Source organism: Streptomyces sp. NPDC015125 (assembly GCF_043080045.1).
GTDB lineage: Bacteria > Actinomycetota > Actinomycetes > Streptomycetales > Streptomycetaceae > Streptomyces.
Genome location: NZ_JBIBVF010000032.1, coordinates 73,228 through 94,266, shown reverse-complemented (window position 1 = coordinate 94,266; position 21,039 = coordinate 73,228). Strand labels below are relative to the sequence as shown.

Below are 21,039 nucleotides of genomic sequence, written 5' to 3'. Positions count from 1 at the left end.
GGGCGTGGCAGCAAAGCAGAAGGCCCTCACCAACTGGTGAGGGCCTTCGAAGTCTGCCCCGGTCGCCGCCCCGGGCCCCTCGCCACGCGTGCTCCGCACGGCCCGGCGCACCGTACGGACAGCCTTCGCCTTCGCCCTCTGGCCGGCGGCGGCAGATCGCGGCCGGCCTCCGATGTGACGTGCACTGCATCCCCGTTGCACGTGCTAAGCCGATGGCACGGAGTACCCTCCTCCGCTTCGGCTGCCGGCGGCGTTCGTGCAGGCCGAAGCTCTGCGGTGGTCTGCACCACCAAGTCCGTTGGGCACTCGGTGCCCTGACGGGCTGTCGGTTCCTACCGGGGTTTGCTCAATGTGTGGCCATAGGTATCGACAGCCCCGAGTAACATGCCGCTTACCAATCCTCCAGCCGGATGCAGGAAGTGCGCGGGGCCCCCGGGACTCCACGCGCGAGTCCGGAAAGGAGGGACGCCCGAATGACGTCCCACAAGGATCAGCGTCACTCGGGCCGACGCAGGCGCAAGGTTGCTGGAGTGCGGGCAGTGCTGATCGCCCGCAAGGTGGGGAAGGTTGCGGTACCGCTGGGGTCAGTCGTTTCGGCTGTCATCCGGCTGTACGACTTCGCAACGCGCCACCTGCTCTGACGACCCAGGGCCCCGGCCGGGTGTAGCCGGCCGAGGCCGCGGTCTGCGGTTGGTCCGGTAGCTCTGCCCCTGTGCCTACCAAGCCTCGGGGTAGGGCTACCTTCATTTGTCCCGCACGTCGGTTGTGCACGCGAACGCACACACGGGAACTGTGATCTGCGTCACTAGCCCCCGGAAACTCTGCCATCTTCTCTCGGTTCGAAGGGGATTGCCATGTGCTGGGTCACTCTCGCGGGCCCTAACTGGGTCACCCTCGTGGGCCCTAACTGGCAGTACGCCCCTCGCGTGCTGAAATCCCCTCCCGCTGTGACGCACATCACACCCAAGTGGGGGTATTCAACTCCCCGGCAGCGGGCGGACGTTGAGACCTACGGCCAACGCTTCACATTCTGACAGTAAAGATCACGCCCTAGTCTCCCGGAGGCCGGATGCACTTGCACCTGTACGTGCAAACCGGCCGCCAAATGCCATATAACGCCATGAAACTTGGCGGGCATTCAGCGAGGCGCGTCCTACCACAGCCCACTGACAGACGGAGAGCACACGGCCGCCACCTTCCCGGCCCGATGGCCGACGCGCCGGGGAGGGTACCTCGCTGCCGTCCGACCAGCCCGGCCCCGGCCGCCTGGCGCTCACCGAGGACCGAGATCAGCGCCTACCGCGAGCACGTTGCCCGACTGACCGCCGGTGGCCGATGAACTCCCGGCACAGCTGGGCGACGAGCACACCCTGGCGGTTCTCCGGTTCGTGCGACGCATGCACGCGGTGCGGCGCCGGGCGGTCGTGCCGCAACGGGCCGCCGCTCCCCGGTGTTCGTCACCCCACGAGCGGCGCGGGAGGCGGGTACTGCTCGGTCCAGCCGTTCAGCAGGTGCTGGTACGCGGCCAGGCGTGGCGGGCGGGGGGTTGTGCGGCCCGTCTCCCAGCCGTTGACCGTTTCCCGTTTCGTCTGCAGCGCGGTGGCCACCTCCTGCTGCGTATGGCCGGCTGCTTCGCGCAGCCGCTTCCGCTCGGCCGGCGGCGGGAGCAGCGGACCGCGGGTCAGCAGCTCCTCAGCACGTGCGATCAGTTCTTCTTCCGTGGGCATACGGCGACCTCCTGCCCCAGGCTATCCGGAAGCCGGGCATGGACATCACCTTGAATATCACTGCGAACGTCACTCTGAACGTAACTCTCTGGCTCACACATGTGTATGATCGCGCTCAGTATGAGCAGTGGACGGGCAAGGGGAATGCGGTGAAGGACGCGGACGTCACACCGGTCGTGCTGAGCGAGCAGGAGCACGAGGAGATCCTGGCGTCCCGGATCCTCCCGGCCTGGACCACTGATGCGGTCCCCCAGGAGGAGCCGGTGGTGGTGCTCGTCGCCGGCGGGCCGGGCAGCGGCAAGTCCACGCTCATCGACCTCCTGCACACGGTCCTTGACCAGCGCGGCGGCGCGGTGCGCGTGGGCCGTGATCTGTACAAGGCGGCTCACCCCGCGTACAGCGAGCTCCTGCGCAGCGATGAGCGGACGGCCGGGGTCAAGGTCCGTCCGGATGTCCTGCGGTGGCAGGCGCAGGTCGAGGAGTACGTGCGTCGCCGGCGGCTCGATGCGGTGGTGGAAACCCCGCTGGCCGACCCGGAACAGGCTCGCGCCTACCGGGCGGCCGGATATCGCGTCGAGCTGGTGGTACTGGCGACGGCCCAGGCCGTGACGCAGCTGAGTGTGCTGGACCGCTATCTGGAGGTCGGCCGATACATCTCCTGGGACAACCTCGACGAGTGCGCGCGGCGCCTGCGTGAGTCCGTGGAGGTCATCGAGGCCGAGCAGCTGGCCCACCGGGCAATGGTCGTCCGGCGTGACCTGGATGTGCTGTACGACAACGCGCTGACCGATGAGGGCCGTTGGCGGGCCCCGGCCGGCGCGCACCAGGCACTGGTGGCGGAGTGGGCGCGGCCGTGGACGGCGCCGGAGAGCTGGCGCTTTCGCCGCCAGGTCTGCGGAGTGCAAGAGCAGCTGCACCCCGCGGTGACGACCGCTGAGCGACGTCTTGCCGTGGCCGGTGGTCTGGAGCGGGCCTGCGCGCTGGCCGAACCGGTGCGCCGCATCGCCCAGCCGCTCACCGTTCCGCCGGGGGTCGACTACCACCGTCTGTCGGCCGACGAGCACACGTTCGTCTTCGACGAGCTGATCGTGCCCAGCTACCTGAGCAACATCACCGCGCAGGACAAGCCGGTCGTGCTGTACGTGATGGGTGTCCAGGGGGCCGGGAAGAGCCGCACGTCGCGCCTGCTGCGCCGTGCGCTGCACCGGCGCCGGCCCACGCGGATCGAAGGCGGGATGTTCAAGGCGATGCACCCCGACTACCGCCGCCTCCTTCAGGAGCAGCCGCGTACCGCCTCGGCCCGGATCAGGGCCGACTACCGAGCCTGGCAGAAGCAGGCTGAGGCGTACGTGCGTGCGCGCCGCGGTGACCTGCTGATCGAGATCGCCCCGGACAGCGTCGACCACCTGATCGACAGCGTGCGTCGCGATCACCGGGCGGGTTACCGCGTGGAGCTGATCGTCCTGGCGACGCGTGCCGCGGACAGCCGGCTGGGCACCGCGACCCGGTGTGCCGAGGTGGCCCGCCTCGGCGGCATCCCCCGCTTCACCTCAGCCGCGGCCGGCGATGCGACCTTCCGCATTCTTGCCGACGCGCTACGCGCAGCCGAAGGCGAGCCGCATGCCGTCAGCTCCGTCTCCGTCATCCGGCGGGACCTGAGCGCGGTGTACCGCAATGAGCGCACCCCGGACGGGACCTGGGCACGGCCGCCCAAGAGCGGGGATGCCCTGGAGGCGGCCCAGCAGCTCCCCTACACCCCGGCGGAGGCCGGCCAGTTCCTCGCCACGCTTCAGCGTGTGCAGGGCGAGCTGCCGCAGTACCGGTCGGATCTGGTCGAGATCGCCGCGCTGGCCAGGCCGCTGATGCCGCCTCACCTGCAACCGCGCACCCTCGCCTCCACCCGCACCTCGGCTCCGCTGCCCCTCCCCCTCCACCAGGGGCCCGGCTACCGGCCGCCCAGCTCCCTGGCGCGGGCCGCGTAGCGGGCCGCGATCTCGGCCACTTCCTCCGGGCCGGCGTCCTGCAGCGCCTCCCGGTCGGCGGCGCACGCCGCCAACTGCTCCTTCAGGGCCTTCAGCCGCTCGGTGTCGGGCACTGCGGCCCGCCGTTCGATGATGATCTGCTCCGCATACAAGGAGCTCACGTCGTCGACCAGCTGCTCGGCGGCCTCGGGGGTCACATGCTCAGACAAAGCGGGGTGTCTCCTTCGGGAATCGGCGCATGGGCCGACATTGTGCCTGGCCGAGACCGTGCGACCCTCGACGTCGGTTATGGCAAGGGATCGCGCGGCAGGGGCCGGGGCGCATAGGTTGATACCGCTGATGATCTTTCTCGGGGGGTGTCGTGGTGCGGGATCTACGGATGCTGTTCGGCGTGAATGACCGGTCCGTTGCGGCCGAAGAGGCGTTCACCAACCGCCAGGCGCAGTGGCAGGCCGTCGTCTCCGCGCTCGCCGATCACCTGCACCGGGTCGCCGATCCCGCTTTCGACGTCGAGGATCTGGCGAGCCCGAGGCACAACATCCTGGTCGGCCATGGTGTCGGCGGCATCGGCAAATCCACCTTCTCCCGCAAGATCGAGGCCGCGCTCTCCCCCCAAGGCGGTCGTCCCGCACAGTGGGATGCCCCGTCCTGGCCGATGGAGCGGATCCTGCCTCTGCGCATCGACCTCGCCCGCTCTGCCGGCGTTGACTTCGAACGCGTGGTGCTCTCCCTGCGCCTGGCGATCGCCGCCCTGGGCCGTCCCATGCCCGCCTTCGACCTGGCCCTGCGCCGGCACTGGGAGCGCAACCACCCCGGCGAATCTCTCGAGGAGTACCTGCGGCGCGGCGGCCTGTTCAGCCGGTTCGCAGGCGCGGTCAACCTGCCGCAGCAAATGCAGTCCACGCTGGCCGACGTCGCCCAGGCCCTGGCCCTGCCCGGCACCGTCGGCGGCGCTCTCGGTCAGCTGACCACCACGCTGGTCGGCGCCCTGCGCGAACGACGCCGGAGCGTACGCGCGCTGGCCGGCTGCGAGCGCCTGGCCGACATCCTCGAGGCCGAGCCCGACCTGGAGACCCTGAGCTTCGCCACCCACCTGCTCTCGTGGGACCTGGCCCAGCTCCCCGCCGCCCAGCAAGTCGTCCCGGTCATCCTGTTCGACACCTTCGAAGACGTCGGTGACCGCACGAACCGGGATCTCGAACGGCTGCTGCAGCGCATCGTGTGGCTGATGCCCCAGGCGTTCTTCGTGATCACCGGCCGCAACCGGCTGCAATGGGCCGAGGACGGCCTGCACGGGCAGCTCGACTGGACCGGCCCCGCCGCCTGGCCCGGCCTGGCCGACCACCCGCCCGCCTCCCACGGCAACACCGCGGCCGCCCAGCGGCAGATCTTGCTCGGCGACTTCTCCCCCGAGGACTGCGAAGACCACCTCGCCCGGCGCCTGTCCCGCGACGGACACCCCCTCATCAACGACAACCTGCGCCACGCCATCGCCGCCCGCTCCCACGGCCTGCCCCTCTACCTCGACCTGGCCGTCATGCGCTTTTTGGAGATACGGCGCAGCGGACGGGATCCGCAGCCGGCCGACTTCGGCGACTTCCCCGCCCTGATCTCCCGCACGGTCAGCGACCTGACCACCGACGAGCGGCATGTCCTGCGCTCGGTGTCCCTCCTGGACGCCTTCTCCGTTCCCCTGGCCACCCAGGTAGCCGGCCTCACCCACGACGCCGCGGCGCTGCGGCTCACCGAGCGCCCCTTCATCCGCGAAGACCCCCAAGGACTGTGGCCTTTCCACCTCCACCAGGTGGTCCGCTCCGCGATCCGCCACGCCGAAGACCACACCGACGACCGCTGGTCACCACAGGACTGGCACCGGGCAGCCACACGCGCACTCGCCGCCCTGGGCCACGAATGGCGCCACGGGCCGCAGCGCGACCGCGCCATGCTGATCGACTGCCTGCGCCAGGGCCTGCGCCTGGCCCGCGACCACCACCTCGAAGACCTCGACTGGCTCGTCGACGCCGCGTACGGCTACATCGCCGACTCCGTCTGGGAGCCCCTCGCCCCGACCACCTCGCCCGGACCGCAGCCGGGCCCGGACACGCCCGCCGACGCCTTGGCCGAGCTCCTCGCAGCCATCGGCCGGCGCCAGCACGAGCATCGCGAACGCACCGCTGAACGCCTCACCACCGTCCTGGACACCGGCCTGCTGTCCGGAGAGCTCGCTGAACTCGCGCTGTACTACCGGGCCAAGGCGTACAAGGATCTCGGGCGTACCGACGACGCCCTTGACGGATACCGCCGGGTCGCCGAGTCCGGCGGCCGGCTCGCCCCGCGCGGCCGCCGCGGCCTGGCCCAACTCGCCCGGATCCGCGGTGCCTTCCCCACTGCCCTGGCTGCCGTCCCCGCCCTGGGATGGAAGGGCCGCCACCACCGCGTCCTGGGCCACATCTGGTTCCCCCACGGCGACATCGAGCGGGCCACCGCCGCCTTCGAGGCCGCACGGGCCGAAGCCGAGCAGCACGATGCCCCGGGCGAGCGGGCCATCGCCCAGACCCTCCTCGCCCTCGTGGTCGCCTTCGCCGACCCGCTGCGCGCCGACGACGAACTCGCCCTCGCCCACCAGTACCTCGCCCCTCTCGACCAGCGCGCCACCGCCTACTACGCCGCCGTCGCGGCCCTGGTGCGCGACGCCGGCACCGACGGCGACGTCACCGACCGCGCCGCTGCCCTGCACGCTGAGAGCACCGGCGCCGGCCTGCCCTGGCTCACCCCGCTCATCGAGACCACCGTCGCCTTCCACCACGCCGTCCGCGGCGCCGACGACGACCTCACCGCCACCATCGACCGCCTGCGCGAGGTGACCGCTGACGGCGACTTCGCCTACTACGTCGACATCGCCACCGCCATGGGCGACCTGCCCCAGCCCGCTGGCAGCGCCGTCCAGTGGATTGACGACGCGCACACCGTCCGGCAGCGGTGGCGCGGTCTGGTCATCGCCCGCCAGGACCACCTGCACAGGACGCAGTAGCCGACAGCGCTACCGGTTCGGCGGCGCGAAGCCGGCTTGGCCGCGCTGCCGCGGAGGGCTTCAGCAGGGAAGCTGGGGTGAACGAACCGCCAGAGCGGCGCCGGTCCGGCGGTTCGTTCACCCTGAACGGACCTCTCCCGCTCTTCGCGGGTTGCCGATTGTTCAGGGTGAACGAACCTCCGCATACGACGTCGGGTAGGAGACGCGGGTGAGCGAGACTCCGTACGGCTTCGACGCAGCGAAGCTTCGCGCGGCCCGCTCTGCCGCCGGGGCGTCGGTGCCGCGGATCGCCCGGCAGGCCCGGGTGTCCGAACGTGCGGTGAGCCTCTACCTCGCCGGGTCGCGCGTTCCCCGCCCGGAGGTGCTGCCGCGCCTGGCGGCCGCCGTCGGCGTCGGCCCGGCCGACCTGTGCACGGTGGAACACGAGCGCCTGGTGCATCTGCGGGTGTGGGCTGGCCGGAGCCGGGCCACGATGGCCGAGGCGTTGGGGATGGCGGAGGAGACCTACCGGCTGCTGGAGACCACCGGCCGGCTCGGCCGCGCCGCCGCACGATTCCAGCACCGCCTGGACTGCTGGGTGCTCTGGAAAGACTGGGCTGCCCCGGTGTACGGCGTCACGCCCGAGCGGCTCGCCGCGGCCACGGCGGCAAGCCAGGCGTACTGGCCGGTGCTGCGGGCCGAACGGTTTCGCCGAATCCGCGAGTACGATCCCGAGTTCGCCGACCGTCTGGAACAGATGCTTGGCGAAGAGCCGTAGCGCCCGAACCCGCCATCTCGGCTCGATGGCGGCCCGGGTCAGGAGGCGGCGTCGGGGCCGAGGCTCTGCGCATGGGCGAGAGCGGACAGAGCACGTTCGATCGTGTCCAGCCGCTGGGCGATCGATCGCTCCCCCGGCGCACCAACGGCGTCGGCCAGGGCCTCGATCTCCGTGTCCAGGTCCCGCCCCTCGCAGGTGCTCACCGTCGCATCCGCCATACCCACCATCCTGGCAGCCCCCCGCACCCACCTGAGCTCAGCCGCGCCGGCCGATACTGGGGGCATGACCGCGCCGGTTCCGAACGCGTTCGAGTTGCTGTGTGCGCGGTACGCAAAGCGGCTGCCCGCGCGGCTGGAGGACCTGACCGGTCCCGCACGCGGCGCGGTCGACCTGCCGCTGCACGTGGTCTGGTCGGGCCGCCGTTCCTACGGCCTGGAGCAGCCGCGCTCCCGGATGAGCCTGTACCGCACCGTCCTGGCCGAAGGGCAGCGCCAGGACCTGATCGACTTCCTGAACCGGGACCTGCTCCTCGCGCAGTGGCCCGTGCTGCGCACGCTGATCAGCCGCCCGATCAGGGATGTGTGGGAAGCCGCGTTCCCCGAGCTCATCACAGCGACAACCGCGGTGGACGTGTGAAGGGGAGCTACCGGTGCGTTACGTGACGGGAGGGTTCAGCTGGCGTTGGGGTCCTTGCCCGCGAGGGAGGAGAGCAGCTCCACGAGCGTGGCGTTGATGCTCCGCTGCTCGTCGATGAAGCCGTCGAGCTTCTCGCCCAGGCGGTCGACCTTCTGGTCGAGGTTGCCGACCTGCAGGCGCAGAGCGGTCAGGTCGCTCTTGACGATGCCGAATTCCCGGTCGGCCCTCTGCGCGTTCTCCTCGAACCGGCGGGTCAGCGCAGCGAGCTCGCTCTGGGCGAGAGGGTCTTCGGCCATGGCGTACTCCATGCGGGTGGGCGAGCTGCTGACCGCGCTGATTATTCCAGAAGGCGGATGAGGCCCGTCCAGCCCTGTCGCAGGTGCGACAGGCGCAGCCGGCGGGGCTTGAGCGGATGTGGGGTGCACCTTGCCAGCGCCTCCTGTCCGGGGCGGCCTCCTCAATGAAGCACCCAGATCAAAAGGGGTATAGAGGGTAATATGGACTCCTCGGGAGTGTGGGCTCCAGGAGGCTGTATGACTGCGACCCTGGTAACCGATGAGTGGGAAGACCGGGTCATCCGTGGCCGGCGTTTCGTGAGCTCGGAGAGTTCTGCCCAGTTCTCGCTGGGTGACATAGCGCTTGAGATGGTCCCGGTGCCTCCGAACGGCAAGCGACCTCCGATGAAGGCGTACAAGCTGCTCGCGAACTACGCCGATGAGGTCGGCCTCGAAGCCGAACGATTCGAGGAGTACCGCCGGGTTGCAGCTGCATGGCCGAAGGCGAAGCGAGCCAAGAAGGTCTGCTGGACCGTTCACCAGCTTTTCGCGCACCGCAGTGACCGGTTTGAGCTGATCTTGAATCCTCCGGTCTACCGCCGGACGGGGCAGCGGATCTGGACGTGCGAACTGGCCAGTCGGGAGCTCGGGCGCAAGCCGCGTGTCACGACGGAAACGGGCAGGGCGAAGGTACGCGAGGCTACCGACCTCATGGAGGAGGACGACGAGGTCGCGGTCGAGATCGTGGAGCGCGCGATGACCAAGCAGTCGGTGGTCGACAAGGTGGCCGACAAGCCGCACGTGCGCGAGAGGTTCAACCGGGCGCAGTCCGCAAGGATCAGCCGCGCCAGGGAAGAGACCAAGAAGCAGCCCGAAGTCCGAAAGCTCGACGAGAACCGCGAAGTGCTCATGGTCCTGGGCCTGTGCAGTGCGTTCTCACACGGGATAGGGAAGACCCTGCCCGGCCTTCACCTGGCCGAGCTGTCCGATGACGCCAAGGACTCGATCCGTGAAGGACTGATGCGCGTCACCGCCGCCGTCGAGTGGACAGAACACGTACTGCAGACCGGCAGCACCGATATGGACGCCGGGCTGGAGCGGCTGTTGTCCGAGGGGTGATGTCCCATTGATCTGAGCTGACGCTCTCGCTGCGCGCCAGGGAGCGTCGGCGCTTGCGGGTGAGACGCAGGCTGGTGCGCTCGGTGGCCGTCGTCTCGACTCAGGGGGTAGGAGATGGTGGTCATGACTGCGCACCAACGCCCGGAAGTGCTGGCGCAGGCCGTTTACGACGCCTTGGAGCGGGCGGGCAACCGGGGGCTGAGCCTCGAAGAGATCATGGGGGAAACCGGCTACACGGAGTCCCAGACCCGACGCGGGATCTCCCTGCTGCGGGAGAGCATTCCTGAGCTGAAGGGCAGCGACGCCGTGTACACCTACGACCCCGCGGAGAACGTCTATCGCACCGTATATATACCGGAGGTAGCAGAAATGTACGAGATCCTCCGGATGCGAGGCGAAGCGACGCGCAGCTACCGGGTCCTCACCGGAACGATCCTCCCCCATTCCCGAAAGTCCAAGGCCAAACAGCTACGCACGCTCAAGCGGCTGTACGAGTTCGTGGTGGACGAGACGAACGAAATGCTTGAGCCCGCTGAGCCTGGCTGAGGACAGAGGCAATGGGTGCGCAGCCGGTCGGGCCAGGCGACTACCTCGATGTGGAGCGTGCCGAATACATCGACGCCCTCGTTCGCTCGTGCCTCCCCGAGGTCGTCAAGGCGGTCATGTACGAGCTGGTGTTGCGGGCATCCTTCGATGTGAATCCTTCGGAATACCCACAGGTTGAGTGCGTCGACAGGGACGTTGCCGCGGCTGTCGGACTCAACGGGGAAGCGGTGCTGCCCTGTCTTGGCATCGCCGAGGAATCCGGATACCTGAGGGATCTCGGCTCGGGCGGCGAGATCGATCGCTCCTGGTGCGAGCTGCGTACCCCTGAGGAGGATCTTCTGGGAATGTGGCAGCGGTTCCTCGCCGAGCACCACGAGCCGATACGGAACCAGGAGCTGTTCGACGCGAAGCTGGCCGCTCTGCTGGCGGAAAATGCCCCTGAACCCGAGCCATAGAAGATCCGGCCGGCCCCGCATGGCAGCAGGCGCGCCCGCCCGGTACGGCGTCGGGCCGGCTCATCGCCACTGGCCGCGACGGGCAAGAAGTGCGGGGTCGACGTCCTCGTGCTGGCGGGCCTTCACCATCGCGCCAGCTGAACAGGCCACCCGGCGGGAGCCGGGCGAAAATGGAATCGCCCGGCGCGGCGGAGGAACGCATGACGGGCAAACTCCTGCGGCAGGCCGCGGCGCTTCTTCGGCGCCGTGCAGCCGAGGCGACCGGCTCACCTGACGAGCGGTGGATGGTGGACCAGGACGAGGCGGGCGCCCTGATCCTTGCCGGCTTCGCACCCGAGGACGTCGAGCCGGACGGGACGGTGAGCGGCAGCACTCTCGCCTCGTTCGCCTACGCCGACGACCCCGAGCAACGCACCCACGCGCAAGCCCTGGGGGCAGCTGCGCACATGGCCGGGCTCGACCCGCAGACCGCGGTACTGCTCGCCGTGTGGCTGGAGACCACCGCATCGCTCCAGGACCGGGCAGAGGAACTCGGCGACGTCGTGGGAGCGGCACCGCTCGTCGAGCCGGCCGGCTGCTTCGCTCGCTCCTACCTTCGGACGGCCACCACCCGGTGACAGCGGTTCTCCCCTGGCGGTCGGGGTGCGATCAGCCGGTATCGGGCCCACCGGCGTAGGGTCGAACGCGTGAACGAATCTTCGCCGCTGCCTGACGACGTGGAGCGGTTGAAAGTGATCGCGACCTACCTCCGGCTGGAGCTGGAGCGCGTTGACCGCCGCATCGCACGCGCCGAACAACGGGAGCAGAAGCAGGCGACTGCCCTACAGGCTGCCGCTCGCGCTGTGCCACCGCCGGACTGGACAGTGCAGGTGACCGTGGGCGCCGATCCGCGTCCGGTGGCCATCCACCACGGCCAGTGCACCATCGGGCAGCCCCGGACGCGGCCGATCACCCGCCGCGCGGCCATCGAGGCGCTGACCGCAGGGGTGGAAGCGTGCGCGCTGTGCCGACCGGAGCGTGAGCTCCAAATCGACTGAGCCGCGGACGCGGGAATGCGCCGGGCAGTGGGTGGATTATGTCGCTGAGAAGAAAGGTTCCGCCGTGACCACACCCGCCCCCGCACCAACCACCGTGACGCTGTCCTGCCCGCCCAAGGACGTCGGACGGTGCGCGACATGCCAGCAGCCCTGCCACCGTTACGGGCACGGCGGCAACCCGCTGTGCCCGACATGCCGCGCCGTAGTCGAAGCTCGGCGGGCCAAGACGCCGGCTCCGGTGTAGACGGTACCGACGCCCCGGCAGCATGGCCGGCTGCCGCTCCGGCTTTCGCTGCCGCAGGTCACACCTGGTAGAGAGGGTGGATGAGCGAAATACCCCCGGTCCTGACCTTGACCGCTGTCAGCACCATCGAGGTCACCGATCAGCAGGACGAGGACAGCCCGGACGCCTGGGTGGTTGTCGAGACGGCGGAGCAGGGGCAGCTGCTTTTGAATCTGACCGGACCGATGGCCGATGCCCTGGTCGAGGGCACCTCTCTGCCGTCCGACCAGCCCGGCCCCGGGCGCCTGGTGCTCACCGACGACGAGATCGCCACCTACCGCGCCGAGATCGCACGGCGGACCGCCGTCGGCTGCTGACCCCGCCGCCGTTCCGTTCTTGGCTCAAGCCCTTTCCAGCAGTTGGACGACGAGGGCGCCCGGCAGCCGCCGGGCGCCCTCGTCGATTCAGGCGAAGGCCAGTTCGCGGAAGGTGTTGCGGATGTCCGTCAGGGGCCGGCGGTCGCGGGTGTAGTAGAGCTTGTTGGTCAGCAGCACTGCCCAGCGGTCGTTGGCGGGCGAGATCCACATGCCGGTGCCGGTGAATCCGTAGTGCACCCAGACGCCCTGTGCGTCGCTCGTCCCGGGTGCGGGGTGCCAGAACAGGCCGCGTGCGGGCTCCAGGCCACCGGTCTGCACGGTCAGGGAGCGGGCGGTCCACCCGGGCCCGAAACCGGCCTCCGCTGGGCCTGTGGAGGCGTCCAGCATGTACCGCAGGAAGCGGGTGAGGTCGTCGAGGACGGTGAACGCGCCGGCGATGCCGCACACGCCGCCCAGCAGGCGGGCGGAGAAGTCGTGGGCTGTGCCCTTGAGGTGGGTGTCGCTCTCCGGGTCGCGTTCGGTGGGCGCACATCGGGCGGCGATCGGGGCGGGCAGCGGGCCGAAGCAGGTGGAGCTCATGCCGAGCGGCTGCCAGATCCGGTCGGCGGCGACCTGGTCCAGGGGCTGGCCCGAGAGGTGTTCGGCGAGGTAGCCGAGGATGAGGGCTGCCCGGTCGGTGTACTCGACGGCCTCGCCGGGCGGCCGGTGCAGTTCCTCGTGCAGTACCCCGCGACGGATGGCCTGCGGGTCGGTGCCGTAGAGGTTCTTCAGCTGGGCTCGCAGGGGGACGCCGGCAGTGTGGGTCAGCAGCTGCCGGGCGGTGACCTGCCCGAGCGGGCGGCCGTCCACTTCGGGCCAGAAGCCGCCCAGCGGCTGGTCGAGGTCGAGGACGCTGTCCTCCCACAGGGCTCCGATGGAGGACCAGACCGCGAGGATCTTGGTGAGGCTCGCGGCGTCGAAGACGGTGTCGGGCTGCATCCGGGCCTCGGGCTCGTCCGGATCCAGGACCCCGGTGGCGCCGCTGGCTCGGATGCCGCCGCTGTCGCCGACGGCCCAGACGGCGCCGGGATAGACCTTGTCGCGAACGCCTTCGTCCAGCAGTGCTTCGATGCGCTCGATCATGGTTTCCCTGCTGTCGTGGCCTGTCCCGCCGGTTCAGCGTAGTGACGCGACCGGGTTGGTTGCTGGTTCGGCACGGGCTCAGCAGATGGCCGCCCGCCGGGATGTGCTCGATCCTGCTCCGGTCGGTGTGGGCCAGCTTGAGAAGGTGGTCGGCCATCGCGGCGGCGGGAACGACGATGGCGGTGGCGGCGCGGACACTCTGGCGCAGGGCATGCAGCTGGTCGCGGTGCGCTTCGGCAAACAGCAGGTCGGTGCCATGCGCCGGCGCGGTCCTGGCAGACAGGGCAAAGGCCCCGTCGGTCAGGCGCTGGCGAGGAAGTCGATGGCGCGTTCGTCCAGTTCGGCCGCGCAACGTACGCCGCGGGCGCGGAATCGGGCGAGGTCTCCACGCATGCAGGTAATGGCCTTACGCGTGCGGACGGACCGTACGCCGTCCATGTGGTCCAGGGCCCGGTTCCAGGTGGCGCACGCTTGCTCGATCTGGCCGCGCTTGAGCTGCATTTCGGCGCCGGCGACCAGGTCCAGGGCGACGATCCGGGCGTAGGTGCCGGCGGGGCGGGCCCCGGCGGCGCGGCCGTATTGCTCGGCGGCGGTCCGGTGGTCACCGAGGGTCTCGTAGACCTTGGCGTTGCGCGAGTACACCGACGCGGCCGGAGGTCCCCAGGCCAGGGCCCAGAACGGTACTTCGTCGCCGGGGTCTGCTGTCAGCAGGACGCTTGCCCGTTTGGCTTCGGCGAGGGCGGCAGTGCGCTGTCCGGCCTTGGCCAGGGTGTGGGCGTGGACGGCGCGGAAGAGGGATTCGGTCTGGGCGTCGACCTTGCCCTTGGCGCGATTCAGTCCTGTCTCGGCCAGGCCGAGGCAGTGTTCGGGCCGGTGCAGCTTGAGCCCTTGCATGGCCATCGTGCGCATCACGAACCCGTCGTGTCCGGTGATGCCGGATTCGACGGCGAGTGCGTAGGACTGAAGGTAGTAGCGCTGCGCGAGCCCTTGTTGGCCTGCGTCGTAGGACTTCCAGCCGAGCAGGTGTACGCCGCGGGAGGCGGCGGAGAGCATGTGCTGGCGGATTTCCGCGGTGCGGAAGCGTCCTCGACACAGGGGGGCGACGTCGTCGCGCAGGTACTGCACGAGTGCGCTGCGGCCGTGTTGTCCGCCGTGGCGTTCGTCCATCTCGGAGAAGACGCGCACCATGTCGCGCACGGCAGCGACTTCGGCCATGCCGACGGTGTGGCCGGAGCGGGCCGCAGCGGTGCGGTCAGCGATCTCCTCCACGTAGGTCAGGGGCAGAGCGGCTGCGGCCACCGAGTACGCGGAGGACGTGAGGAAGTGGCGCCGGTCCAACTCGAACCTCCACATCGGCAGCAGGGCGTCGATCGGGTCGTCCCCGAGGGCCAGCCCGATGCTGTCATCCTCCTCCGGCTCGGCTAATCCGAGGTCGGCCGGGGTGAGCAGGCGGCCGAGCCGCCTGGACAGCGCGACGGCGAGGTAGCGGCCGGTATCGCCCTGGGGGGTGACGCCGGCGATCCAGTGCTCGACGGTCGACTTGTTGGTCCGTAAGGACGTGCCGCATTCGGCGGCCACCGCGCGCACCGCCTTGGCCATTGCGGCGTAGGTCAGGCCGGACTCGGCGAGGAGCTCTTTGAGCTGCTGGTTTGGCGTGCGCGTGGCCATGGGAGCACCTGCCCGTATACCCGATATACCGCTTGCCCTGCCCGCCACCGTACCGCCCTACCCGTGCCGTGGGTTGACTGTTCATCAGGCCGAGCGGCAGGGGCCAAGCGGTTCCCCCGGCCCTGCCGTTCGGCCCGGTACGGCCGTCTGCCTCGCGCCATTGGAGAGCGCGGGGGACGCAAGAACCTGGAGGTTTCGATCATGGAGCAGACCACCACCCCCGTCTACAGCGCGCCGGTCGTCCTGGATGCCGGCGACGTCGTCGCGGTGACGCTGGGCACCAACAACTTCGACACCGCCGACAACACCGAGTACAAGAACGCCTGAGTCCGTGGACTGCCGGGGCCGGCAGGCAATGAGCGCCACGGCCGGCCCCGGTACTAGGAGGCGCCGGGCCTGTTCTTTCTCGTGCTGGGGCGCGGGACGGGCGGCCCGGCGCCTTCGCCTTTCGACGAACGCATAGAGGGGAGAGGCCGATGAGGTGGAGCGCGGGATGGTACGGCGGCACCGGGCACGACCGGCTGCCCGCCGGAGGCCGGGCGGTATCCGGCCTGGAGGAAACATGGACGGTCGGGTGGCCGGGGGCCCGGGTCCGCGCCGTGGGCCAGGGCCCCGTCGCGCTCGCGGTGATCGGCGAATGCGGCGCCGACAACGAGCAGTTAAAGCGTGCCCTGCCGGTGGTGCGGGCGAAAGGATGGCGAGCGCTGACCCGCTGGCCCGGCTCCTACCTGACCATCGCCCGCAGCGGCGAAGCGCTGGCGGTGATCGGTGACCTGGCCGGTCAGCACCCGGTGTACTGGCGGACCGACGGCGCCGGGACATGGTGGTCGACTTCCGCCGTCGCGCTGGCGGCGCTGGATGGGGCTCCGGCCGATCCGACGGTGCTGGCCGCCCACCTTGCCCTGGCCCAGCCGGACGTCCTGGGGCAGTGGAGCCTGTTCCGCTCGGTGAGCCGGGTGCCGACCGGGCACCTGCTGCTGCTCACCCCGGACGGTGTGGGCACCGTGCGGTACGAGCCGGCCGACTACGAGCCCGTGGACCTGCGCGATGCCGCGCCGATGGTGCGAGCCGCACTCACCGAGGCCGTCGATGTCAGATGTGACGGCCGGCCGGTCAGCGCGGATCTGGCAGGGCTGGACTCCACCACGCTGGCCTGCCTGGCCGCCCAGCGCAGTCCGGTGACCGCGGTGACCTTCGCCGACGCACGCCTGCGGGACGACGACCTGGCCTACGCGGTACGCACCGCGGCCACGGTGCCGGGCCTCGCCCACCGTACGGTGCCCGGGAACCCGGACACCGTCTACTACGCCGGCCTCGAGGACCTCTCGACGCTGCCGGTCACCGATGCCCCGAACGCGTACGCGGTGACCGCCTCCATCATGCGCGCCGTCCTGGACACCCTCGCCGCACGCCACCCCGCAGGCGTGCACCTGACCGGGGCGGCCGGGGATGCAGTGCTGTCCGCGCCCTCCTCATACCTGGCAGATCTCCTGCGCGAGCGGCAGCACCGTCGCGCCTGGCAGCACGCACAGGCCCACGCCCGGCTGCGGCATACCTCTGCCCTGACCCTGCTACGGCGGGCCCGCCCGGCAGCCCGTACGGGCCTGGCCGGGGCCTGGCGGCAGACAGCGGCCGAACTGCGGCGTCCTGCGCGCCCGTGGGTGCCGCAGGCGGAGCGGCCGGTGGCCTGGACGCCGCTGCTGGCCACCGCCGACTGGATGAGCCCTGACGTACGCGACCGCCTTGCGAGCGCCCTTGAAGTCGCCGCTGAACTGGCCGGCGCACCCGTCCGGCTGGCGGCGTGGGCAGACCGCCAAGACCTCGCGCGGGTCGGGGCGAACACCGCCGGGTGGCGTGAGATCGCGCTCGCCGGTCACGGCATCGAGGTCGCCGCCCCGTTCCTGGACAGCGAAGTCATCCGGGCCTGCCTGGCCGTACCCGCCGACCAGCGCGGCACCCCGGGCCGCTACAAACCGCTGCTGGGCGAGGCATTCGCCCATACCGGCGTGCTGCCGCCGTTTGTTATGGCGCGGGTGACCAAGGGCGGCTTCAACGCCCTCTCCTACGCCGGCCTGCGCGAACACGCCCCGGTGCTGCGGGATTTGCTCGGCCCTTCCTCTCGGCTGGCCGCCGCGGGCCTGGTCACCGAGGCGCCGGTGGCCGCCGTGCTTCAGCGGGCCGCGGCCGGACAGCCCACTGCCCAGGGCGCCCTGCACCTCGCCGTCGCCGCCGAAGTCTGGCTGCGGCAGCTGGAGACCGCCCCGGCCTGGTGGGAGGTGAACTCCCATGTGGCGACTGCGTGAGAGCACCCATCCGGTCCTCACCGACGAGGGCGGCGCCCTCCTGGACGAGCGCACCGGACGGTGGACGCAGCTGACTCCGACCGCGTCCGCTGCCGTGATGCTCCTGCTGGCGGGCGGCACGGAGGAAGAGGCTGCCGGGCAGTATGCGACCCGTTATGGCATCGGCGTCGAGCAGGCCGCCCTCGACATCCGCACCGTCGCCGAAGCGCTTACCGTGCAGGGCCTCGCCGCCACCGGACCCGTGCGCCGCGGCCGCCGCTGGTGGGGGTGGTGGCGATGACGAGCATGGAGGCGTACTCCACCGTCCGCACCGGCACTTTCCTCGAACGCTGCGCGGCGGCGGCCGGCCTCGCGCTGGCCCTGGTGCTGCTGCGGCTGCCGTTCCGCCACACCACCCGGGCAGTCCGCTTCGCCCGGCGCGCCGGGCGCCGGCCGCTGAGCGCAGCACGGGCGGAGGCGCTGGTCGAAGCGGTGCGGCACACCGGCCGTCTGTGGCCGGGCCGCGCCGCCTGCATGGAGACCTCGCTCGGCGCGGTCCTGGCCGCGGCCCTGCTCGGGTGCCGCCTGCACTGGTGTGTGGGAGTGCGGTTCTCCCCGCCGCCGGTGGAGTACCACGCCTGGGCCGAACTGCCCGAGGACGGCCCGGTGGGCGAGTACACCTGGGCCGGCTGGCACCACCACACCGCCCTGACGATCTGACCCGCCCGGACCTCTGGGCGCCGTGTCCTTCACCCGCCCGGAGCAGTTGTCGCATACGCGTACCCAACCTCGAAGGAGTGAGCCGTGAGCGCCGTCGCCCTGGCCGCCGAACAAGTCCCCGAGCGCCACTACACCCACCACGAAGGCCGCGGCCCAACGCCGCACCGCTCCAACCCCGTGGTGATCCACCGCGAACTGACCACCCTGGATCTGCGGCCGCACATGCGAGTCGCCGAATATGGCACCGGCTCGGCCTACTCCACCGAGCTGATCGCCCGCCTCGTGGGCCCCGAAGGGCAGGTGACCAGCCTCGACATCGACGCCTATCTGACGCGCTGGGCCAACATCATCCTGGCCGAACGGGGCCTGGAAAACACCCGCTGCTTCACCGCCGACGGCACGGCCGGCTTCCGTGAGCGGGCCCCGTACGACCGGATGGTGGCCTGGTGCACCCCGCCGCTGCTGCCCAAGGTGTGGACGGACCAGGTAGTCGGCGGCGGGCTGATCGTCGCGCCGCTGCCGATCGCGGACGTGCCCAACATGACGGTCGTCGCCAAGGTCCGAGTCCGCGACGACGAGCCCGTGGTGGAGGCGGTGTTCACCGGCGGGTACATCGAGGCGACTGCCTCCCCCAAGGGCGACCTTGACCTTCCCGGCCGGTGGGTGGACTGGGAAAACCGCGTCCCCGGCCCCTCCTGGATCTCCCTCACCTGGCGGGCACAGGACGACCGGCTGCACACCGGCGCCCGCACCGCCTTGGACAGGCTTCTGAACGCCGCGCACACCGAGCCGTACGAGGGCGGAGACGTCGATGTCGACTGGCCCAGCTGGCGCACGTTCGCCGCCGCCCTGGGCAATCCCCAGCTCACGATGGCCGGGCTCCGACCGGACCTGTGGGCCATCGGCCACTCCACGACCGAGAGCGCCGCCGTTATCCAGCAGGACGGCGTGATCCTCGCCGACAGCCCCGACTCACCGTCGCTTTTCGCCCTGCGGGACTGGCTCACGGCCTGGGAGAACGCCGACCGCCCGGCCCCTGAGACCTACACTCCAACCCTCATGCCCACTGGCAACGGGCAGAGCCCGGCGGGCTGGCACCTACGACTGTCCCACTAAGCCGGAGGCGGCCCAGACTCGGTTCGGATCCGGGTCCCGATGTTTCCGGCGGTGTGCAGTAGGTGAAACTGGGTGAGCTCGGCGGCTGGATTCTGCGTCCGGCCGATGCTGCCGCCGCCGGGCCCCTCCCCCTGCTTGCTAAATGATGATCGGGTTCGCTTCCACGACGCAGCCCGATCCGATCACCATGACCGCTGACCGTGAGCCGGCAGAGCGCCGCGACGATCCCTGCCAGCGGCGGGCTACGGCGCCGGCGTAACCGTCACCGCCGCGTCCTTGCAGCCCGCGGCGGTTGTGCGCAGGGCGTTGATCTCGGCGCGGTCGGCGGACAGCTGCCAGCGCAGCTTCGCCGTGACCCAGTCGGTGGCGTAGGTGCAGGTGGCGTCCTTGGCCGGCGGCATCCACTCGGCCGGATCCTTGTCGCCCTTGGTCCTGTTCGGGCCCAGGCTGACCGCGACGAGACTGCGCTCGCCGTCCAGGTCGTTGGCGTACTGCTCTCGGCGGTCCGGCGTCCACTTCGAGGCGCCGGAGTCCCATGCTTCGGCGAGGGGTACGACGTGGTCGATGTCGAGTTTGCGGGTGTCGGTGACGGTCTTGTCGTCGTAGTACGAGCGCCAGCTGCCGCCGGTCAGCTTGCAGCTCTTGCCCTGCCGTGGCTTCTTCACCGCTTCGGCCAGGAGTACTTCCTTTCGGGTGTCGCAGCCGTTGTGGTCGGCGTCGGTCCACAGGTGGAACTTGTCCCGCTCGTATTCGGAGCGGACCTCGCGGGCCACCTTCAGCCGGCCGATCGCGTCCGTCAGCCGAAGGCCGTCATCGGTGCCGCCGGACGGCGAGCCCGTGGGATCCCCCGGCGACGGCTTCGCATCCTGGTGGGAAACGCCGGGAGTGCACGCGGCCGCGGACAAGACCAGCAACGGGCAGGCCACAGCAGCCAGACGGCGCGCGGAGAACATAGGGCTCCCAGGTCAGATGAGATGTCAGCCCCATGGGTCTACCCATCGCATCAAGGGCCGTCAACCCGGGAATGCGCCGCGCACGCGGTTGATGGCCGCTGCCAGACGACGAGGGCGAGCCGGAAGTCCTGGCGGGCGGTCCCTGGCGGAGCGCGTCGTGGAGTAGTCCGCTGTGCGGCCGGCCGGCGCCCGCCGGAGGGTGGGGGCATGGAAACCAACCCGCCGATGCGGACCGTCTGGCGCGGCGCCGTCACCTTCGGAATGGTGGTCTTGCCCGTACGCCTGGTGTCTGCGACCGAGTCGCATCGCGGACGGTTCAGGGAGATCCACCACCGCGACGGCGGCCGGATCCGTCACAAGCGCGTCTGCGAGATGGAAGGCACGCACGAGGAGATCCCGTACGGGGACGTCGGGCGGGCGGTGGAGCTGCCGGACGGACGGCTGGTGCCGATTACCGACGAAGACCTCGAACGCCTCCCCCTGCCCACGCGGCACGTGGCGGAGGTTCTCGGCTTCGTCCCGGGCGCCGATATCGACCCGATCAGCTACGACCGCGCCTACTACGCGGCCCCCGACGGGCCGGCCGCGGACCGCCCGTACGTGCTGCTGACCGAGGCCCTCGCGGGCACCGGCTACGTGGGCCTCTGCAAAATCGCCCTCCGCCAGCGTGAACGCCTGGCCGTCCTCCGCCCCAGACGCGGGGTGATCGTGCTGCAAACCCTGCTGTGGAGCGACGAAGTGCGCGAGCCCGGAGACCTGGGGCCCTCGACACCGGTCACCGACCGGGAACTACAGCTCGCCGAGATACTCCTGTCCGAGCTCACCGGGATCGAGATGCAGCAGATGGAGGACGAGTACGGTCACGCGCTGGAGCAACTGGTGGCAGCGAAGACCGTGGGAAGCGAAGTCCCGGAACTGTCGACGCCGCCACAGCCAGCCGTCGACCTCCTGGAGGCTCTGGAACAGAGCGTCCAGGCCGCCCGCCGGCCCCGCCAATAGCCGGTCTGACGGGC

At 70.4% G+C, this 21,039-nt stretch carries 23 protein-coding genes and 1 pseudogene; 16 read left to right on the top strand and 8 right to left on the bottom strand.

Translation table 11 applies throughout. From position 1 onward, the window contains the following. Positions 1 to 1,457: 1,457 nt before the first annotated feature. Entirely contained in the window at positions 1,458 to 1,727 is a 270-nt protein-coding gene (locus tag ACF088_RS39255) for a helix-turn-helix domain-containing protein (protein WP_392380774.1), read from the bottom strand. A gap of 149 nt (positions 1,728 to 1,876) precedes the next feature. On the opposite strand from ACF088_RS39255, the gene ACF088_RS39250 reads away from it, so the two are divergent. After that, complete coding sequence (locus ACF088_RS39250) at positions 1,877 to 3,709, top strand: zeta toxin family protein (protein ID WP_392380773.1); 1,833 nt, start codon at positions 1,877 to 1,879, stop codon at positions 3,707 to 3,709. On the opposite strand, the gene ACF088_RS39245 is transcribed toward ACF088_RS39250, so the two are convergent. Further along, positions 3,673 to 3,918 (bottom strand): hypothetical protein, encoded by a 246-nt coding sequence (locus ACF088_RS39245; protein ID WP_392380772.1) that lies wholly within the window; start codon positions 3,916 to 3,918, stop codon positions 3,673 to 3,675. The genes ACF088_RS39250 and ACF088_RS39245 overlap by 37 nt on opposite strands. Positions 3,919 to 4,100: 182 nt before the next feature. Here ACF088_RS39245 and ACF088_RS39240 point away from each other — a divergent pair, with 182 nt between their 5' ends. Then, positions 4,101 to 6,740 carry an ATP/GTP-binding protein gene (locus tag ACF088_RS39240; RefSeq protein ID WP_392380771.1) on the top strand — a complete coding sequence of 880 codons (2,640 nt, stop codon included), beginning with the start codon at positions 4,101 to 4,103 and terminating at the stop codon, positions 6,738 to 6,740. 208 nt (positions 6,741 to 6,948) lie between these two features. Then, the gene (locus ACF088_RS39235) at positions 6,949 to 7,497 is read left to right on the top strand and encodes a helix-turn-helix domain-containing protein (protein WP_392380770.1); all 549 of its coding nucleotides are present in this window, start codon (positions 6,949 to 6,951) and stop codon (positions 7,495 to 7,497) included. 38 nt (positions 7,498 to 7,535) lie between these two features. Here the strand turns inward: ACF088_RS39235 and ACF088_RS39230 are convergent, their stop codons facing one another. Next, positions 7,536 to 7,715 (bottom strand): hypothetical protein, encoded by a 180-nt coding sequence (locus ACF088_RS39230; protein ID WP_392380769.1) that lies wholly within the window; start codon positions 7,713 to 7,715, stop codon positions 7,536 to 7,538. 64 nt (positions 7,716 to 7,779) lie between these two features. Here ACF088_RS39230 and ACF088_RS39225 point away from each other — a divergent pair, with 64 nt between their 5' ends. Further along, positions 7,780 to 8,133: a hypothetical protein gene (locus tag ACF088_RS39225; RefSeq protein WP_392380768.1), complete on the top strand. Its 354-nt coding sequence runs from the start codon at positions 7,780 to 7,782 to the stop codon at positions 8,131 to 8,133. Positions 8,134 to 8,168: 35 nt separating this feature from the next. Here the strand turns inward: ACF088_RS39225 and ACF088_RS39220 are convergent, their stop codons facing one another. Further along, a complete protein-coding gene (locus ACF088_RS39220; protein ID WP_235466303.1) occupies positions 8,169 to 8,429 on the bottom strand; it encodes a hypothetical protein in 261 nt (86 codons plus the stop codon). A gap of 237 nt (positions 8,430 to 8,666) precedes the next feature. Between ACF088_RS39220 and ACF088_RS39215 the strand changes: the two genes are divergently transcribed. From ACF088_RS39215 to ACF088_RS39190, 6 genes are all read left to right on the top strand, one after another. Beyond that, positions 8,667 to 9,527, top strand: a complete 861-nt coding sequence (locus tag ACF088_RS39215) for a DUF6192 family protein (protein WP_392380767.1) — start codon at positions 8,667 to 8,669, stop codon at positions 9,525 to 9,527. 123 nt (positions 9,528 to 9,650) lie between these two features. Further along, positions 9,651 to 10,073, top strand: a complete 423-nt coding sequence (locus ACF088_RS39210; RefSeq protein WP_392380766.1) for a hypothetical protein — start codon at positions 9,651 to 9,653, stop codon at positions 10,071 to 10,073. 11 nt (positions 10,074 to 10,084) lie between these two features. Continuing rightward, positions 10,085 to 10,528: a hypothetical protein gene (locus ACF088_RS39205; RefSeq protein ID WP_392380765.1), complete on the top strand. Its 444-nt coding sequence runs from the start codon at positions 10,085 to 10,087 to the stop codon at positions 10,526 to 10,528. A gap of 200 nt (positions 10,529 to 10,728) precedes the next feature. Continuing rightward, positions 10,729 to 11,145 carry a hypothetical protein gene (locus tag ACF088_RS39200; protein ID WP_392380764.1) on the top strand — a complete coding sequence of 139 codons (417 nt, stop codon included), beginning with the start codon at positions 10,729 to 10,731 and terminating at the stop codon, positions 11,143 to 11,145. A gap of 69 nt (positions 11,146 to 11,214) precedes the next feature. Next, positions 11,215 to 11,565, top strand: a complete 351-nt coding sequence (locus ACF088_RS39195) for a DUF6233 domain-containing protein (RefSeq protein WP_392380763.1) — start codon at positions 11,215 to 11,217, stop codon at positions 11,563 to 11,565. 324 nt (positions 11,566 to 11,889) lie between these two features. Next, positions 11,890 to 12,165 (top strand): hypothetical protein, encoded by a 276-nt coding sequence (locus tag ACF088_RS39190; RefSeq protein ID WP_392380762.1) that lies wholly within the window; start codon positions 11,890 to 11,892, stop codon positions 12,163 to 12,165. A gap of 87 nt (positions 12,166 to 12,252) precedes the next feature. Here ACF088_RS39190 and ACF088_RS39185 read toward each other — a convergent pair whose 3' ends face one another. The 3 genes and pseudogenes from ACF088_RS39185 to ACF088_RS39175 all read right to left on the bottom strand — a co-directional run bounded on the left by ACF088_RS39185 (position 12,253) and on the right by ACF088_RS39175 (position 14,955). Beyond that, a complete protein-coding gene (locus ACF088_RS39185; RefSeq protein WP_392380761.1) occupies positions 12,253 to 13,287 on the bottom strand; it encodes a serine hydrolase domain-containing protein in 1,035 nt (344 codons plus the stop codon). A 91-nt stretch (positions 13,288 to 13,378) separates the two neighbouring features. Then, positions 13,379 to 13,561 (bottom strand): annotated as a pseudogene (locus ACF088_RS39180) (glycosyltransferase); the annotation flags it as partial. A 26-nt stretch (positions 13,562 to 13,587) separates the two neighbouring features. Further along, the gene (locus ACF088_RS39175) at positions 13,588 to 14,955 is read right to left on the bottom strand and encodes a hypothetical protein (protein WP_392380760.1); all 1,368 of its coding nucleotides are present in this window, start codon (positions 14,953 to 14,955) and stop codon (positions 13,588 to 13,590) included. A gap of 201 nt (positions 14,956 to 15,156) precedes the next feature. Here ACF088_RS39175 and ACF088_RS39170 point away from each other — a divergent pair, with 201 nt between their 5' ends. The 5 genes from ACF088_RS39170 (at position 15,157) to ACF088_RS39150 (ending at position 19,073) form a co-directional block, all read left to right on the top strand. Further along, on the top strand, positions 15,157 to 15,282 hold the full coding sequence (locus ACF088_RS39170) for a lasso RiPP family leader peptide-containing protein (RefSeq protein WP_159476204.1): 126 nt from the start codon (positions 15,157 to 15,159) through the stop codon (positions 15,280 to 15,282). A gap of 149 nt (positions 15,283 to 15,431) precedes the next feature. Beyond that, positions 15,432 to 17,258 (top strand): albusnodin/ikarugamycin family macrolactam cyclase, encoded by a 1,827-nt coding sequence (locus ACF088_RS39165; RefSeq protein WP_392380759.1) that lies wholly within the window; start codon positions 15,432 to 15,434, stop codon positions 17,256 to 17,258. Next, the gene (locus tag ACF088_RS39160) at positions 17,242 to 17,538 is read left to right on the top strand and encodes a PqqD family peptide modification chaperone (RefSeq protein WP_392380758.1); all 297 of its coding nucleotides are present in this window, start codon (positions 17,242 to 17,244) and stop codon (positions 17,536 to 17,538) included. The genes ACF088_RS39165 and ACF088_RS39160 overlap by 17 nt, the downstream gene beginning before the upstream one ends. Then, entirely contained in the window at positions 17,535 to 17,957 is a 423-nt protein-coding gene (locus ACF088_RS39155; RefSeq protein WP_392380757.1) for a lasso peptide biosynthesis B2 protein, read from the top strand. Before ACF088_RS39160 ends, ACF088_RS39155 begins: the two co-directional genes overlap by 4 nt. A gap of 84 nt (positions 17,958 to 18,041) precedes the next feature. Then, a complete protein-coding gene (locus ACF088_RS39150; RefSeq protein ID WP_392380756.1) occupies positions 18,042 to 19,073 on the top strand; it encodes a protein-L-isoaspartate O-methyltransferase in 1,032 nt (343 codons plus the stop codon). Positions 19,074 to 19,315: 242 nt separating this feature from the next. On the opposite strand, the gene ACF088_RS39145 is transcribed toward ACF088_RS39150, so the two are convergent. After that, positions 19,316 to 20,026: an HNH endonuclease family protein gene (locus tag ACF088_RS39145; RefSeq protein ID WP_392380755.1), complete on the bottom strand. Its 711-nt coding sequence runs from the start codon at positions 20,024 to 20,026 to the stop codon at positions 19,316 to 19,318. Between the two features lie 207 nt (positions 20,027 to 20,233). Here ACF088_RS39145 and ACF088_RS39140 point away from each other — a divergent pair, with 207 nt between their 5' ends. Then, positions 20,234 to 21,025 (top strand): Ku protein, encoded by a 792-nt coding sequence (locus tag ACF088_RS39140; protein ID WP_392380754.1) that lies wholly within the window; start codon positions 20,234 to 20,236, stop codon positions 21,023 to 21,025. Positions 21,026 to 21,039 lie beyond the last annotated feature (14 nt).

Bases quoted from the DNA above. Each gene is read 5' to 3' on its own strand.
- ACF088_RS39255 (WP_392380774.1), bottom strand. From the start codon at position 1,727: ATGCCCACGGAAGAAGAACTGATCGCACGTGCTGAGGAGCTGCTGACC.
- ACF088_RS39230 (WP_392380769.1), bottom strand. From the start codon at position 7,715: ATGGCGGATGCGACGGTGAGCACCTGCGAGGGGCGGGACCTGGACACG.
- ACF088_RS39225 (WP_392380768.1), top strand. From the start codon at position 7,780: ATGACCGCGCCGGTTCCGAACGCGTTCGAGTTGCTGTGTGCGCGGTAC.
- ACF088_RS39220 (WP_235466303.1), bottom strand. From the start codon at position 8,429: ATGGCCGAAGACCCTCTCGCCCAGAGCGAGCTCGCTGCGCTGACCCGC.
- ACF088_RS39215 (WP_392380767.1), top strand. From the start codon at position 8,667: ATGACTGCGACCCTGGTAACCGATGAGTGGGAAGACCGGGTCATCCGT.
- ACF088_RS39210 (WP_392380766.1), top strand. From the start codon at position 9,651: ATGACTGCGCACCAACGCCCGGAAGTGCTGGCGCAGGCCGTTTACGAC.
- ACF088_RS39205 (WP_392380765.1), top strand. From the start codon at position 10,085: ATGGGTGCGCAGCCGGTCGGGCCAGGCGACTACCTCGATGTGGAGCGT.
- ACF088_RS39200 (WP_392380764.1), top strand. From the start codon at position 10,729: ATGACGGGCAAACTCCTGCGGCAGGCCGCGGCGCTTCTTCGGCGCCGT.
- ACF088_RS39190 (WP_392380762.1), top strand. From the start codon at position 11,890: ATGAGCGAAATACCCCCGGTCCTGACCTTGACCGCTGTCAGCACCATC.
- ACF088_RS39185 (WP_392380761.1), bottom strand. From the start codon at position 13,287: ATGATCGAGCGCATCGAAGCACTGCTGGACGAAGGCGTTCGCGACAAG.
- ACF088_RS39175 (WP_392380760.1), bottom strand. From the start codon at position 14,955: ATGGCCACGCGCACGCCAAACCAGCAGCTCAAAGAGCTCCTCGCCGAG.
- ACF088_RS39170 (WP_159476204.1), top strand. From the start codon at position 15,157: ATGGAGCAGACCACCACCCCCGTCTACAGCGCGCCGGTCGTCCTGGAT.
- ACF088_RS39165 (WP_392380759.1), top strand. From the start codon at position 15,432: ATGAGGTGGAGCGCGGGATGGTACGGCGGCACCGGGCACGACCGGCTG.
- ACF088_RS39160 (WP_392380758.1), top strand. From the start codon at position 17,242: ATGTGGCGACTGCGTGAGAGCACCCATCCGGTCCTCACCGACGAGGGC.
- ACF088_RS39155 (WP_392380757.1), top strand. From the start codon at position 17,535: ATGACGAGCATGGAGGCGTACTCCACCGTCCGCACCGGCACTTTCCTC.
- ACF088_RS39145 (WP_392380755.1), bottom strand. From the start codon at position 20,026: ATGTTCTCCGCGCGCCGTCTGGCTGCTGTGGCCTGCCCGTTGCTGGTC.
- ACF088_RS39140 (WP_392380754.1), top strand. From the start codon at position 20,234: ATGGAAACCAACCCGCCGATGCGGACCGTCTGGCGCGGCGCCGTCACC.